This is a genomic window from Sphingomonas sp. CROZ-RG-20F-R02-07, assembly GCF_022662335.1.
Lineage (GTDB): Bacteria > Pseudomonadota > Alphaproteobacteria > Sphingomonadales > Sphingomonadaceae > Sphingomonas.
On record NZ_JAKNQJ010000003.1, the window covers coordinates 328343 to 341399 of the forward strand.

The following is a 13057-nucleotide window of genomic DNA, read 5'->3' on the forward strand; positions in this document are numbered from 1 at the left end:
GTCAGGCGGGACTCACCGCCGCGATCGCCTCGCGCACCTTGGCGATGCCGAACTTCCACGCCTGGCCGATCTCGATATGGGGCATCGCCGGGATCTCGTCGGGATCGACGATGGCGTGAAGGATGGCCGGCCCCGGCGATGCGAGGAACGCCTGCACCGTCGCGACCAGCGATGCCGGATCGCGCGCGGTGAAGCCCTGCGCACCGCAGGCGCGGGCGAAGGCGGCGAAATCCATGTTGGGGAAATTCGCGCCCGACGAGGGCGGGTTGCCCGCGCCCTCCATCTCCAGATGGACAAGGCCCCAGCTGGCATTGTCGTACACCACCACCTTGATCGGCAGCTTGTGCTCGACCGCGGTCATGAACTCGCCGATCAGCATCGTCATGCCGCCGTCGCCGCTGTGCAGGATCACCTGCCGGTCGCGGTCGAGCGCCTGCGCGCCGTTGGCGATGCCGAGCCCGGTGCCGACGGCGGCGTTGTTGAACGATCCCGTGATCCGCTGGCGACCGGTCTGGCGCATCCAGTTCGCCGCCCATAGCGTCACCTCGCCGGTATCCGTCACGAAGATCGCATCGTCGGCGGCATGATCGCTGATCGCGCGCGCCACCGCCTGGGGGTGGATCCGGTCGCCGCTGCGCGCGGGATCGGCCTTTTCGTCCAGCATCACGTCCCACGCGTGGCGTGCCTTCGTCGCGGTGGTGAAGAACGCATCGTCCCCGCGCGCGGCGAGCCGGTCGAGCAGCATCCGGAGCGCGGGCTTCACCGAACCGACGATGCCGAGCGCGATCGGCGCGCGGCGGCCGAGCGCGAAGGCGCGTTCGTCGATCTGGATGACGTTGCCGTGCTTGGGCAGGAAATCGACATAGGGGTAATCGGTGCCGAGCATCAGCAGCAGGTCCGCCTTCTGCACCGCATCCACGCCCGCCCGGCCGCCGATCAGCCCCACGCCGCCGATCCAGTGCGGATCATGGTAGGGCAGCAGTTCCTGCGCGCGATAGGTGTGCGTGAGCGGCGCCTTCAGCCGCTCGGACAGCGCGATCAGCTCCGCCTCGGCGCCGCGCGCGCCCGCGCCGCAGAACACCGCGATCGTCTCGGCTTTGTCGATCAGCGCGATCGCCGCAGCGATGTCCTCGGGCGCGGGCGCCACCTCGGGTCGGGGACGCAGCGTCGGGATGCTCGGCACCGCCTTCGACAGCGTGGCCGCGAAGACGTCGGGCGGGATGCACAGATGCGCGACGCCACGCGCGCCATAGGCCTCGGCGATCGCCTGGTGGAACACCGCTGGCGCCTGCTCGGGCGCGCCGAGTGTCTGCGTATAGACCGCGACGTCACGGAACAGCAGGTCGGGGCTGTCCTCCTGGAGATAATCGGTGCCGCGCAGGTTGGACGGCACGCCGCCCGAGATCGCGAGCACCGGTGCATGATCCTTGCGCGCCTCGTACAGCCCGGCGACGAGATGGTTGCCGCCGGGGCCCGTGGTGCCGCAGCAGACGCCCAGCCGCCCGGTCAGCTTGGCCTGCCCCGCCGCGGCCAGCGCCGCGCCCTCTTCGTGGCGCACGCCGATCCATTCGACCCGGTCCTGCCGGCGGATCGCATCGGTGAAGGGATTGAGCGCGTCGCCCACGATCCCGAAGACCTGGCGGACGCCGATCTCCGCCAAGGTTTCGACGAGCAGTTCGGCGACGGTCGAGGACATGGGCACGCTCCGGTGTTCGGCTGGACAGCGTGAGGACGTGTCAGGCGGACTTTGGTTGCCATGCCCGTGGCTTTGCGTAGACATGGCGGCATCGTTCCGCCCCCGGAGTTCGCCGATGCGCCAGACCCTGATCGCCCTTCTCGCCCTTGCCGCCACGCCGGTGGGCGTCCACGCTCAGGCGATGAAGGACGATCCGTATATCTGGTTGGAGGAGCCCGCCTCGCCGCGCGCGATGGCGTGGGTGGAAAGTCACAACGCCGCCAGCACGAAGCGGCTGGAGGCCGATCCGCGCTATCCCGTGCTTTACCAGGAGGCGCTGGCGATCGCGGGCGCGCGCGACCGGATCCCGATGCCCGGCTTCATCCACGGCGCGATCTACAATTTCTGGCAGGATCCCGAGCATCTGCGCGGGATCTGGCGCAAGACCACGCTGGAGAGCTATCGCACCGCCGATCCGCAATGGACGACGGTGCTCGACATCGATGCGCTGGGCAAGGCCGAGGGCAAGAGCTGGGTTTCGCACGGTTTCGACTGCCTGCCGCCCGATGAGAAACGCTGCCTCGTATCCTTGTCCGACGGCGGCGAGGATGCGGTGGAGGTGCGCGAGTTCGATCTCGACACCATGCGCTTCGTGGCGGGCGGGTTCCACCTGCCGCGCGGCAAGCACCGCGTCGCCTGGGAAGATATCGACCATCTGCTCGTCGCGACCGACTGGATTCCGGGCGAGCTGACGCCGTCCGGCTATCCCTATGTCGTCAAGCGGCTCGCGCGCGGCCAGGCGATGACGCAGGCGACCGAAGTGTATCGCGGCGGCAAGGACGATGGCGGCTATGGCGTCTCGCCCAGCGTGCTGCGCGATGGCCAGGGCCGCACGCTGGCGGTGATCGAGCGGCCGCTCGACACGTTCCGCCACCAGAGCTTCGTCGTGACCCCCACCGGCACGCGGCAGCTCGCGATTCCCGACAAGGCGAGCGTCGCCGAGCTGGTCGATGGCCGCGTCATCGTGCGGCTGGACGAGGCGTGGCCGGCGCATGGCGCAAGCTTCGTATCGGGCGCGCTCGCCGAGCTGGATCTGGCGGCGGTGAAGGCCACGCCCGATCGGCTGGCGCCCAAATTGGTGTGGACCCCGGGCCCGCGCGACGCGCTGAACGGCACCGCATCGACGCGCGACCATCTGCTGATCGAGACGCTCAGCAACGTGCAGGGCCGCGCGTTCGTCTATGCGCCCAAGCGCGGCGGCGGCTGGACCATCACCCGGCTGGCGCTGCCCGACAATCTGTCGGTCGGCTTCGGATCGACCGACGAGAACAGCAACCGCGCGTTCGTGGTGACGAACGGCTTCCTGACGCCGACGACGGTCGATCTGGCCGACACGACGACGGGCACGCTGCAGACGGTGAAGACGCTGCCGCCCAAATTCGATGCGTCGCGCGACGTGGTCGAGCAGCGCGAGGCCACCTCCACCGATGGCACCAAGATCCCGTATTTCGTCGTCCACCGCAAGGACATCGCCTATGACGGCACCACGCCGACGCTGATGACCGCCTATGGCGGGTTCCAGGTGAGCATGACGCCCTCCTATTCGGGCACGACGGGCAAGCTGTGGCTGGAACGCGGCGGCGCGCTGGTGCTCGCCAACATCCGCGGCGGCGGCGAATTCGGTCCCGCATGGCACGAGGCGGGGCTCGGGACGAAGCGGCAGATCGTCTATGACGATTTCGCGAGCGTCGCGCGCGACCTGATCGCGCGGCGGATCACCAGCCCGCGGCGGCTCGGAATCGAGGGCGGCTCCAATGGCGGGCTGCTGATGGGCGTGCAGTTCACCCAGCATCCCGAACTGTGGAACGCGGTGGTCATCCAGGTGCCGCTGCTCGACATGATCCGCATCTCCAAGATTGCGGCGGGCGCGTCGTGGCAGGGGGAATATGGCGACGTGAACGCCGATCCCGCCGTCATGGCGTTCTGGCGCAAGACCTCTCCGTACCAGAATCTGAAGGCGGGCGTGGCCTATCCCGAGCCGTTCATCTTCACCACCACCAAGGACGACCGCGTCGGGCCCCAGCATGCGCGCAAGTTCGCCGCCCGGATGGAGGAGATGAAGCTGCCCTTCTATTATTACGAGAATACCGAGGGCGGGCACGGCTCCGGCGCGGACCTGAAGCAGACCGCACGCACCACCGCGCTGACCATGACCTACCTCCAGAAGAAACTGATGGAATGACCGACGACGCGCGCCATGCCGACAAGATGCGCCGGATGCAGGCGGCCAAACAGGCGATCATCGCGGACAAGACGATCGAGAAGGGGCTGCTGATCGTCCACACCGGCGCGGGCAAGGGCAAGTCGACCGCCGCCTTCGGCATGGTGGCGCGCGCGATCGGCCACGGCATGACGGTGGGCGTCGTCCAGTTCGTGAAGGGCGCGATGGCCACGGGGGAGAAGGCGGTGTTCGACGCCTTTCCCGATCAAGTGACCTTCAAGCCGATGGGCGAGGGCTTCACCTGGGACACGCAGGACCGCGCCCGCGACATCGCCGTCACCCGCACCGCCTGGGACGAGGTGAAGCGGATGATCGCCGATCCGGCCTATGCGATGGTGGTGGCGGACGAACTCAACATCGTGCTGCGCTACGACTATCTGCCGCTGGACGAGGTGCTGGCGGTGCTCGCCGCCCGCGCGCCGATGAAGCATGTCGTCGTCACCGGCCGCAACGCGCCCGAGGCGCTGATCGCGGCGGCCGACCTCGTCACGGAAATGACGCCGGTGAAGCATCCGTTTCGCGCCGGCGTGAAGGCGCAGGCGGGGATCGAGTTCTGACCACCCGCGCGCGGGTCGCCGTTGACGGCCCCATCGCCCACCGATAGGCCGGCCGCGCGACAGGTTCCCCGGCGACGGGGTGAAAAGGGAACGGGGCTCACCCCGGCTGCCCCTGCAACTGTACGCGGCGAGCCATCGCGCCACAGGCCATTGGGATTCCTCCCGAGAAGGCGGCGCGGACGGTGACGACCCGCGAGCCAGGAGACCTGCCCGTCGCGGTCGTCCTCCGTCCGGCCAGGGTGCGCCGAGCGGGCGGGGTCCGCGTGACCCCGAGCGGCGGCATCGTCGGCCGGCGCCTCGCGTGCCGGCCTGTGCCGTGTCGCGAGGAGATTCCTGTGCCGTTCACCCTATCCCCTATTCCGTGCCGCCCATGCTGATCCCCGTCGAGGACGGCCCGGCAATCGTCGCCTGCTCCACCTGCCGCTCGGGCGATGATGCCACCGGCCCCCGCGGCGGAACGCGGCTGGTCGCGGCGCTGCGCGCGGTCAAGGCATCCGACCCGGCCTATGCCGGCGTCGCGGTGCAGGCGATGCCGTGCCTGTTCGCCTGCCAGGATTCGTGCACCGTCCATCTGCGCGCCCCCGGCAAGATCGGGTACGTGCTCGGCCGGTTCACGCCCGACGAGGCGGCGGCGCGCGCGATCCTGGATCATGCCGTGCTCCATGCCGCGAGCGACGACGGGCAGGTGCCGTACAAAAGCTGGCCCGAGGGCGTCAAAGGCCATTTCCTGACGCGCACGCCGCCCGCCGGATTCGTCGTCGCATGATTGGCTTTTCCAGCGTCGCCGCGTTCGATGCCGCGCTCGCCAGCCTGCCCGCGCCCGACCGGGCCGCGCGCGCCGCCGCCGCCGAGCGTCAGGCGCAACTCACCAAACCGCCGGGGTCGCTCGGCCGGCTGGAGGCGATCGCGATCGATCTCGCCGGCTGGCAGGGCCGCGAGCGCCCCCGGATCGATCGCGGTCGTGCGGTGGTGTTCGCGGGCAATCACGGCGTGGCGGCGCGCGGCGTCAGCGCGTTTCCGCCCGAAGTGACCGCGCAGATGGTCGCCAATTTCGCATCCGGGGGTGCCGCGATCAACACGCTTGCCGCCGCCTCCGGGCTCGAACTGCGCGTCGTACCGCTCGATCTCGACCGGCCGACCGCCGACTTCACGCGCGGCCCCGCGATGGACGCGGCCGAATGCCTCGCCGCGCTGAACGCGGGCGCGGCCGTCGTGGAGGATGGCATCGACCTGCTCGTGCTCGGCGAGATGGGCATCGGCAATTCGACGGCCGCGGCAGCGCTTTGCGCACGCAGCTTCGGCGGCAGCGGCGCGGAGTGGGTGGGCCCCGGCACGGGCGTGGATGGCGACGGCCTGGCGCGCAAGACCGCCGCGGTCGATGCCGCGCTCGCCCGTCATGCGGAGGCACCGCGCACGCCGTTCGAAACGCTGCGCCGCGTCGGCGGGCGCGAGATCGCGGCGATGGCGGGTGCGGTGGTGGCGGCCCGCACCGCACGGATCGCCGTCGTGCTCGACGGCTTCATCGGCAGCGCCGCGATCGCACCGATCGCCGCGGCTTGGCCCCGGATCGCCGACCACTGCATCGCCGGCCATGTCTCGGCAGAGCCCGGCCATGCTAAGCTGCTCGCGCGGCTGGAGCTGGACCCGCTGCTGGCGCTCGGCATGCGGCTGGGCGAGGGCAGCGGCGCAGCGGTGGCGGCGGGCGTGATCCGTGCGGCGCTGGCGGCGCATGACGGCATGGCGACCTTTGCCGAGGCCGGCGTGGCGGGGGGATGAGCGCGGCCCGCACGCTCCACCTGATGCGCCACGGCGCGCCGGTGCTGGCGGGACGGATGCTCGGCATCACCGACAGCCCCGCGACGCCGGAGGGGATCGCGGCCTGCGTGGCGCGCGGTGCGCCGCTCGCGTTCGACCGGATCGTCACGTCGGACCGGCAACGCGCGCAGGCCTGCGCCGCGGCGATCGGTGCGCGGCACGGCGTGCCGGTCACGATCGATCCGCGGTGGCGCGAGCTCGATTTCGGCGCCTGGGACGGGCTGGCGCCGGACGCGATCGATCCCATGGCACTCGCTGCCTTCTGGCAGGATCCCGATGCCGGTCCGCCGCCCGGCGGCGAGCTGTGGTCGACGCTCATGGCGCGCGTCGCCGACGCGCTCGGCGCGCTGGACGGCACCACGCTCGTGGTCGCGCATGGCGGATCGATCCGTGCCGCGATCGGCACGCTGTGCGGGTTCGACCGGCGCCAACTTTGGGCGTTCGACCTGCCCTGCGCGGCGCTGCTATCGTTGCGGCTGTGGCCCGATGCCGCGCAGATCACCGGACTTCAGGCATGAAGCCGCTGGTCGCCGCCTTCGGCTTTCTGACGCGGCTGCCGATGCCGTCGGTGGGCGCCACGCGCGACGATTTCGCGCGCGCCATCCGCTGCTATCCGGTCGTGGGGCTCGCGATCGGGGTGATGGTGGCAGCGGCGGGGTGGCTCGGCGGGCGGATCGATCCGTGGACGGGGGCGCTGGCCGCGCTGGTCGCATGGGTCGCGGTGACGGGCGCGCTCCATCTCGACGGGCTGGGCGATCTCGCCGACGGCATCGGCGCGGCGCATGGCGACCGCGCTCGGCTGCTCGCGGTGATGGCGGATTCGCATATCGGCAGCTTCGGCGTCGTCGCGATCGGGCTGCAGCTCGTCGCCAAGCTCGTGCTGCTCCACGCCATCGGCGCTGCCGGCTGGGCGCTCGTGCTGGTGCCGTTCGCGGCGCGGATCGGGCCGCTCGCCTGGGCGCGCTGGCTGCCGCCGCTCCATGCCGGGCTGGGTGCGATGGTCGCGCGGGCGGTGCGGCGGCGCGACCTGATCGGCTGGACCGCGCTGCTGGCCGCCGCCTGCACCATCGCGCCCGCGCTGATCGCGGCGCCCTTGATGATCGCGGGTGTCGGGCTGTGGCTGAAGCGGCGCATCGGCGGCGTGACCGGCGATGCGCATGGCGCCGGGATCGAACTGGTCGAAACCGGCCTGCTGCTCGCGATCGCCTCAGTCCGCACGGTCTGACAGCCGGACGATCGCGTCGATATCGACATGGCGTTCGAGCGTGTCGGCAATGGCATCGAGCGCCGCATCGATCGCGACACGGTGATCGGGGCCGCGCCCCGCCACCCCGATCCGCGCCAGCCACGCCTTGCGCTGCGCGGCATGGCCCAGCAGCCCATGGACATAGGTGCCCGCCACCAGCCCGTCCGCGCTCGACGCGCCGTCGCCGCGGCCGTCGTCGAAGCGGACGAGCGGCGCCGCGGTGCCCGGCCCGCGCGTCACCCCCATATGCATCTCGTACCCCTCGAACCGCGCGCCGAGCGCGGTGCCGGTGACGGGCTTCAGCGCCTTTGCGCCGGTCAGCAGCGTCGCAACGTCGAGCAGCCCCAGGCCCGCGACCTGCCCCGCCGGGCCCTCGATGCCATCCGGATCGGCGATCGTCCGCCCCAGCATCTGGTATCCGCCGCACAGGCCGAGCACCGGCCGCCCCTGGCGATGATGCGCGAGGATATCGACGTCCCACCCCTGGCCACGCAGAAAGGCCAGATCCGGGATCGTCGCCTTGCTGCCCGCCAGCACGATCAGCGCGGCGGGCGGGATCGGCGTGCCCGGCGGCACCATGACCAGATCGACGTCGGCCTCCAGCTTCAGCGGATCGAGATCGTCGAAATTGGCGATCCGCGCGGTGATCGGGCAGGCCACGACGGTCCGCCCGCTGGCGGGCCCGCCACGCCGTTCGAGCACGACCGCATCCTCGCTCGGCAACCGCGCCGCCTCGGGCAGCCAGGGCACCACGCCATGGCCGCGCCACCCGGTGCGCTCGGCGATCGCCCGGTAACCGTCGTCGAACAGCGCGGGGTCGCCGCGGAACTTGTTGACGAGGAAGCCGTGGATCATCGCGGCATCCTCGGGCGCGATCACCGCCTGTGTGCCGACGAGTGCGGCGATGACGCCGCCGCGATCGATATCGCCGACGATCAGCACGGGCACGCCGGCGGCGCGCGCGAAGCCCATGTTCGCGATGTCGCCCGCGCGCAGGTTGATCTCCGCCGGGCTGCCCGCGCCCTCGATCACGACGATATCGGCCTCAGCGCGCAACCGGCGATAGCTGGCGAGGATCTCGGCCAGCAGTCCCTCGCGCCCCTGCCGCCAGTTCGCTGCCGCCAGTGTGCCGCGCACGACGCCGCACACCACGAGCTGCGAGGTCCGGTCGCCCTGCGGCTTCAGCAGCACCGGGTTCATGTCGACGCTGGGCGCCGCCCGCGCGGCGAAGGCCTGCGTCGCCTGCGCGCGGCCGATCTCGCCGCCGTCCGCAGTGACGGCGGCGTTGTTCGACATGTTCTGCGGCTTGAACGGTCGCACGACGAGCCCGCGATTGGCGAGCGCGCGGCACAGCCCGGCCACCAGCACCGACTTGCCGACGTCCGACCCGGTGCCCTGCAGCATCACCGCACCCATGCGAGCACCCCCGTGATCGCCCAAAGGATCAGGCAGGCGCGCGCATGGACCTGGAGCGCGCGGGTGATGTCCGCCGCGTTGGCCGTGGTGCGGCCGTCGCCGATCCAGGGCTTGATCCGGGTGACGCCGTCATAGGCGATCGGCCCGGCGAGCCGGAGACCAAGCACGCCCGCCAGCGCCGCCTCCGGCCAGCCCGCATTGGGCGAGGCGTGGCGGCGCGCGTCGCGGCGCATCGTGGCGAAGCCGCCCCCGCCCGCCACGCACAGCACCAGCCCCGCGATCCGCGCCGGCACCCAGTTCGCGCCATCGTCGGTGCGCGCCGAGGCCCAGCCGAACGCCGCGTAGCGCGGCTCGCGGTGGCCGATCAGGCTGTCCGCGGTGTTGATCGCCTTATACGCCCAGATCCCCGGCAACCCGAGCAGCACCAGCCAGAACAGCGGCGCGACGATGCCGTCGCAAAAGCTTTCGGCGAGGCTTTCGATCGCCGCCCGCGCGACCCCGGCGGTGTCGAGCCGCGCGGTGTCGCGCCCGACGATCCGGGCGACCGCCCGCCGGCTCGCGAACGGATCGCCCGTGGCGAGCGCATCACGCACCGCCCGCACATGCTGGTGAAGGCTGCGCTGCGCGAGCGCCGGGGCGGCCAGCAGCGCCGTGCCGATCCACGCGTATCGGCCGAGCCACGCCGCCAGCGCCATCTGCACGCCCCAGCCGATCGCCGCGACCGTGCCGACGAGCAGGACCAGCAGCAGCGTACCAAGTGTTCGCCGCCGGGCGGTTGAGCGCGCGGGTGCGTTCCACGCGCGCTCCGCCGCATCGATCGCGCGCGCGAAGCCGCCCACGGGATGGCCGATGCGCGCATAGAGCCAGGCGGGCCAGCCGAACGCCGCATCGATCGCCAGCGCGAGCAGCGCATAAGGCTCAACCACGAAGCGCCCGATCGAGTCGCGCCAGCCCGGCGGCGTCGCCCGGCAGGCCGAAGCGGAGATGCGGCGTGTCCGCAAACGGCCGCGTCAGGATCCCCGCCCGCGCGAGCCGGTCGAACAGGGTGGGCAGGTCGCCCCGCGTGACGAGGCGGAACAGCGGGCAGGCCCCGACCGGAACCAGCCCATGTTCGATCAGCACCGTATCGAGATCGCGCGCCATGACGGGCAGGCGCGCCCGCGTCGCCGCGATCCACCCGGCGTCGCGATAGGCGGCGGTGCCGATCGCGATCGCCTGCGCCGAGACCGGCCACGCCCCGAGCCGCGCACGCAACCGGTCGAGCATGGCGGGCGGCCCACACAGAAAGCCGAGCCGCACGCCCGCCAAGCCGAAGAACTTGCCGAACGAGCGCAGCACCAGCACCGGATCGTCGGCCGCCAGATGCGGCAGCAGCCCGATCGCGGGATCGGTGTCGGCGAACGCCTCGTCCACCACCAGCCATCCGCCCCGCGCCCCAAGTGCGCGGGCGAGTGCCAGCAGCCGATCGGGCGCGAGCAATCGGCCATCGGGGTTGTTGGGATTGGCGAGCAGGATCGTGCCACCACGCGAGGCGGTGGCGTCCAGCGCGTCGACGCCGATCGCCACGCCATCCGCCCAGATCGCGGCATGCGTGCCGTAAGCGGGCGCGACATGCGCATGGGGCGCGGGCAGATCGAGCCCGGCGAGCGCGCGCAACCCCGTCTCGCTGCCGGGCACCGCCGCAACGCGCTCTGCCGCCACTCCGAACAGGGCTGCCGCCGCGGATTCGAGCGCCGCCAGCGCGGCGGGCGACGGCAGCGCGCCGAGATCGACCGGGCCCGCTTCGCCGTCCCAGCGCAGGGGGTTGATCCCGGTCGACAGGTCGAGCCAGGGCCGGGGCGCCGCCGGGAAGCGCGCGGCCGCGATGTCGAGGCGGCCGCCATGTTCGCTCAAGCCCCGCACCCCACGCCCCTCGACACCGCTTCGATCCGCCGCCATCGCCAATCGCACGCGATGCGGCAAGGGCCGGGAGGAAGCGATGGAGTCGTTCGGGCGAAGCCTGTTCGTGATCGGCGGTGCGCGATCGGGCAAGAGCCGCCACGCACAGCGGCTGGCGGAGGCGTGCGGCGAGCCCTGCGTCTTCATCGCCACCGCCCAGGCGTTCGACGACGAGATGACCGATCGAATCGCGCGCCACCGCGCCGATCGCGACGACCACTGGCGCACGGTGGAGGCGCCGATCGACCTGCCGGACGCGATCGGCGAAGCGGGCGCCCGCGGCGGCGTGCTGCTGGTCGATTGCCTGACGCTCTGGGCGTCGAACCTGCTGCTGGCCGATCGGGATGCGTCCGCCGCCACCGATACGCTGCTCGCCGCGATCGCGGCCACGCCGGCGCGCATCGTCCTCGTCGCCAACGAGGTGGGGCTCGGCATCGTGCCCGACAACGCGCTCGCCCGCGCCTTTCGCGATTCGGCGGGCATCATCAATCAGCGCGTCGCCGCCGCGGTCGAGCGGGTGGACCTGATCGTGGCCGGGCTGCCGCTGCGGCTGAAATGACCGCGCGGACGCGCGTCAGTCGCCGCCCTTTTCGGTGAAATCGATCCGGATGCGCACCCAGGCGCCGACCATCGCCTTGCCGCCCACGCGCGGCGGCCGCACGCGGAATTGCCACGCCGCCTCGCGCATCGCCCGCGCCAGCCCCGAGCCGACCGGGGATTCGCCCAGCGAGCGGCAATTCTCGACATGATAATTCTCGATCGTCCGGCACGCGATCTCGGCCCAACTGCCCATCGGCGCGCCGGAAGGCGGCATATAACCGGCGATCTCGGCATGGCTCGGCGGGCGAGGATACCAATCCGCATTGTAGAGCCGCTCGCCGCCCGGCCCGGCGCCCGGGCCATAGGTTGAGCCGCTGTCCTTGCCCTGCCCCTGCCCCGCGCCGTCGCTGTCGCCGCCCGCCAATTGCCGATCCTCGGGATGGGCCGGCAGCTTGGCGACATCGGCGGCCTGGAACAGTTCGCGCCCGCCGAGCATCGCGGGGAACGCCGATGGCGGCTGGGTGGAAGGCGGCGCGGTCGGCGGCGCGGGCGGCCGCGGCGCGCGGGGGGCAGCGCCGCCGCTCGGCTGCTTGACCTTCGCGACCCGTGGCACGCGCGGCGACGGGATCGGTGCGGCCTGGGGATCGGGCAGGAGTTGGAACGCGGCCGGGCGCGCATCGGGCTTGCGCGGGACGACCGCTGTGGGCGTGAGGTGCAGCAGCAGCAGGATGATGAGGATATGCGCCACGATCGTGAGCGCGAACGACACCGCACGCCGCCGCGCGGGCGCTCGGGTCGAATCCGGCCGAGACGAATAGGTGGCGCGCATCGCGAGCCGCCCTAGGCGGGCCGCCCCGGTGCCGCAACGGCGATGATGCACAGCGGCACAGCCCACCGGTCGAGTCCGCCGCCCTCGAAACGACAAACAAAACGGGCGGAGAGTTGGGCGGGAGAGACAAGGACCCGCGGAGCGCCACAGCCCTGCGCAAAGCGTTGTCGTTGCGTGAAGACAACATTGCGATTGACCTGCCCGAAAGGCCCGTTACGGACTTCGATCAAATCAAGGAGCAGGCCATGAACGACGATACCCCCGATTTGAATGCACTGGAACTGGCGACGGAGTTGACGATTGCTTGGCTCGGCAATCCCAACACCCGGATCTCGGCAGACGAGGTGCCCGCGTTCCTTGGCCGGATGCACGAGACCGTTGCGGCGCTGCTTGGCACGTCCGATCAGGCGCCGGCGGAAAGCGCACCCACTGAGTATACGCCCGCCGTATCGGTGCGCAAATCCTTGGCGTCGCCTGATCACATCATCTCGATGATCGACGGCAAGCCTTACAAGACGTTGCGTCGCCATCTCTCGACCAACGGCATGACGCCCGCCGAATATCGTGAACGCTATGGCCTGAAGCCCGACTATCCGATGGTCGCCGAAAGCTATTCGGAAAGCCGCCGCGCGATGGCCAAGAAGATCGGCCTCGGCCGCAAGCCCGGCGCGCGCAAGACCGAAGACGCCGCACCTGCGCCCGCGCCCCGCAAGCGCAAGGTGCCCGAGACGACCGCGGAGTAATCGCCCCGTCCGGCACG

13 protein-coding genes and 1 riboswitch are annotated in these 13057 nt (G+C 71.4%); of the genes, 8 read left to right on the top strand and 5 right to left on the bottom strand.

Annotation, left to right across the window (positions count from 1 at the left end):
* Position 1: 1 nt before the first annotated feature.
* On the bottom strand, positions 2–1696 hold the full coding sequence (locus L8H00_RS07290; protein WP_242096605.1) for a thiamine pyrophosphate-binding protein: 1695 nt from the start codon (positions 1694–1696) through the stop codon (positions 2–4).
* Positions 1697–1877: 181 nt separating this feature from the next.
* Between L8H00_RS07290 and L8H00_RS07295 the strand changes: the two genes are divergently transcribed.
* From L8H00_RS07295 to cobS, 6 genes are all read left to right on the top strand, one after another.
* Positions 1878–3917, top strand: a complete 2040-nt coding sequence (locus L8H00_RS07295) for a prolyl oligopeptidase family serine peptidase (protein ID WP_347340717.1) — start codon at positions 1878–1880, stop codon at positions 3915–3917.
* Positions 3914–4513, top strand: coding sequence for a cob(I)yrinic acid a,c-diamide adenosyltransferase (cobO, locus tag L8H00_RS07300; protein WP_242096609.1), 600 nt, complete (start codon positions 3914–3916; stop codon positions 4511–4513). Before L8H00_RS07295 ends, cobO begins: the two co-directional genes overlap by 4 nt.
* 44 nt (positions 4514–4557) lie before the next feature.
* Positions 4558–4742, top strand: a riboswitch (cobalamin riboswitch).
* A gap of 141 nt (positions 4743–4883) precedes the next feature.
* Positions 4884–5279 (top strand): DUF1636 domain-containing protein, encoded by a 396-nt coding sequence (locus tag L8H00_RS07305; protein WP_242096611.1) that lies wholly within the window; start codon positions 4884–4886, stop codon positions 5277–5279.
* On the top strand, positions 5276–6289 hold the full coding sequence (gene cobT / locus L8H00_RS07310; RefSeq protein WP_242096612.1) for a nicotinate-nucleotide--dimethylbenzimidazole phosphoribosyltransferase: 1014 nt from the start codon (positions 5276–5278) through the stop codon (positions 6287–6289). The genes L8H00_RS07305 and cobT overlap by 4 nt, the downstream gene beginning before the upstream one ends.
* Positions 6286–6846, top strand: coding sequence for a histidine phosphatase family protein (locus L8H00_RS07315; protein WP_242096614.1), 561 nt, complete (start codon positions 6286–6288; stop codon positions 6844–6846). Before cobT ends, L8H00_RS07315 begins: the two co-directional genes overlap by 4 nt.
* Positions 6843–7553, top strand: coding sequence for an adenosylcobinamide-GDP ribazoletransferase (gene cobS / locus L8H00_RS07320; RefSeq protein ID WP_242096616.1), 711 nt, complete (start codon positions 6843–6845; stop codon positions 7551–7553). Before L8H00_RS07315 ends, cobS begins: the two co-directional genes overlap by 4 nt.
* Here cobS and L8H00_RS07325 read toward each other — a convergent pair.
* From L8H00_RS07325 to L8H00_RS07335, 3 genes are read right to left on the bottom strand one after another with little or no spacing between them, the layout of a single operon-like run.
* On the bottom strand, positions 7536–8990 hold the full coding sequence (locus L8H00_RS07325; RefSeq protein ID WP_242096619.1) for a cobyric acid synthase: 1455 nt from the start codon (positions 8988–8990) through the stop codon (positions 7536–7538). The genes cobS and L8H00_RS07325 overlap by 18 nt on opposite strands.
* The gene (gene cbiB, locus L8H00_RS07330) at positions 8978–9916 is read right to left on the bottom strand and encodes an adenosylcobinamide-phosphate synthase CbiB (RefSeq protein ID WP_242096621.1); all 939 of its coding nucleotides are present in this window, start codon (positions 9914–9916) and stop codon (positions 8978–8980) included. The genes L8H00_RS07325 and cbiB overlap by 13 nt, the downstream gene beginning before the upstream one ends.
* Entirely contained in the window at positions 9909–10928 is a 1020-nt protein-coding gene (locus L8H00_RS07335; protein ID WP_242096622.1) for an aminotransferase class I/II-fold pyridoxal phosphate-dependent enzyme, read from the bottom strand. The genes cbiB and L8H00_RS07335 overlap by 8 nt, the downstream gene beginning before the upstream one ends.
* Before the next feature lie 40 nt (positions 10929–10968).
* Between L8H00_RS07335 and cobU the strand changes: the two genes are divergently transcribed.
* Complete coding sequence (gene cobU / locus L8H00_RS07340) at positions 10969–11487, top strand: bifunctional adenosylcobinamide kinase/adenosylcobinamide-phosphate guanylyltransferase (protein ID WP_242096623.1); 519 nt, start codon at positions 10969–10971, stop codon at positions 11485–11487.
* 15 nt (positions 11488–11502) lie between these two features.
* On the opposite strand, the gene L8H00_RS07345 is transcribed toward cobU, so the two are convergent.
* Positions 11503–12297, bottom strand: coding sequence for a hypothetical protein (locus L8H00_RS07345; RefSeq protein WP_242096624.1), 795 nt, complete (start codon positions 12295–12297; stop codon positions 11503–11505).
* Positions 12298–12542: 245 nt separating this feature from the next.
* Here L8H00_RS07345 and L8H00_RS07350 point away from each other — a divergent pair, with 245 nt between their 5' ends.
* Positions 12543–13040, top strand: coding sequence for a MucR family transcriptional regulator (locus L8H00_RS07350; RefSeq protein ID WP_242096708.1), 498 nt, complete (start codon positions 12543–12545; stop codon positions 13038–13040).
* The last annotated feature ends 17 nt before the right edge of the window (positions 13041–13057 follow it).

What these genes read in the sequence shown, in the direction of transcription:
- L8H00_RS07295 (WP_347340717.1), top strand. Translation starts at nt 1,878, where the DNA reads ATGAAGGACGATCCGTATATCTGGTTGGAGGAGCCCGCCTCGCCGCGC.
- cobU (WP_242096623.1), top strand. Translation starts at nt 10,969, where the DNA reads ATGGAGTCGTTCGGGCGAAGCCTGTTCGTGATCGGCGGTGCGCGATCG.
- L8H00_RS07350 (WP_242096708.1), top strand. Translation starts at nt 12,543, where the DNA reads ATGAACGACGATACCCCCGATTTGAATGCACTGGAACTGGCGACGGAG.
- L8H00_RS07345 (WP_242096624.1), bottom strand. Translation starts at nt 12,297, where the DNA reads ATGCGCGCCACCTATTCGTCTCGGCCGGATTCGACCCGAGCGCCCGCG.
- cobS (WP_242096616.1), top strand. Translation starts at nt 6,843, where the DNA reads ATGAAGCCGCTGGTCGCCGCCTTCGGCTTTCTGACGCGGCTGCCGATG.
- L8H00_RS07290 (WP_242096605.1), bottom strand. Translation starts at nt 1,696, where the DNA reads ATGTCCTCGACCGTCGCCGAACTGCTCGTCGAAACCTTGGCGGAGATC.
- L8H00_RS07305 (WP_242096611.1), top strand. Translation starts at nt 4,884, where the DNA reads ATGCTGATCCCCGTCGAGGACGGCCCGGCAATCGTCGCCTGCTCCACC.
- cobT (WP_242096612.1), top strand. Translation starts at nt 5,276, where the DNA reads ATGATTGGCTTTTCCAGCGTCGCCGCGTTCGATGCCGCGCTCGCCAGC.
- cobO (WP_242096609.1), top strand. Translation starts at nt 3,914, where the DNA reads ATGACCGACGACGCGCGCCATGCCGACAAGATGCGCCGGATGCAGGCG.
- L8H00_RS07315 (WP_242096614.1), top strand. Translation starts at nt 6,286, where the DNA reads ATGAGCGCGGCCCGCACGCTCCACCTGATGCGCCACGGCGCGCCGGTG.
- L8H00_RS07335 (WP_242096622.1), bottom strand. Translation starts at nt 10,928, where the DNA reads ATGGCGGCGGATCGAAGCGGTGTCGAGGGGCGTGGGGTGCGGGGCTTG.
- L8H00_RS07325 (WP_242096619.1), bottom strand. Translation starts at nt 8,990, where the DNA reads ATGGGTGCGGTGATGCTGCAGGGCACCGGGTCGGACGTCGGCAAGTCG.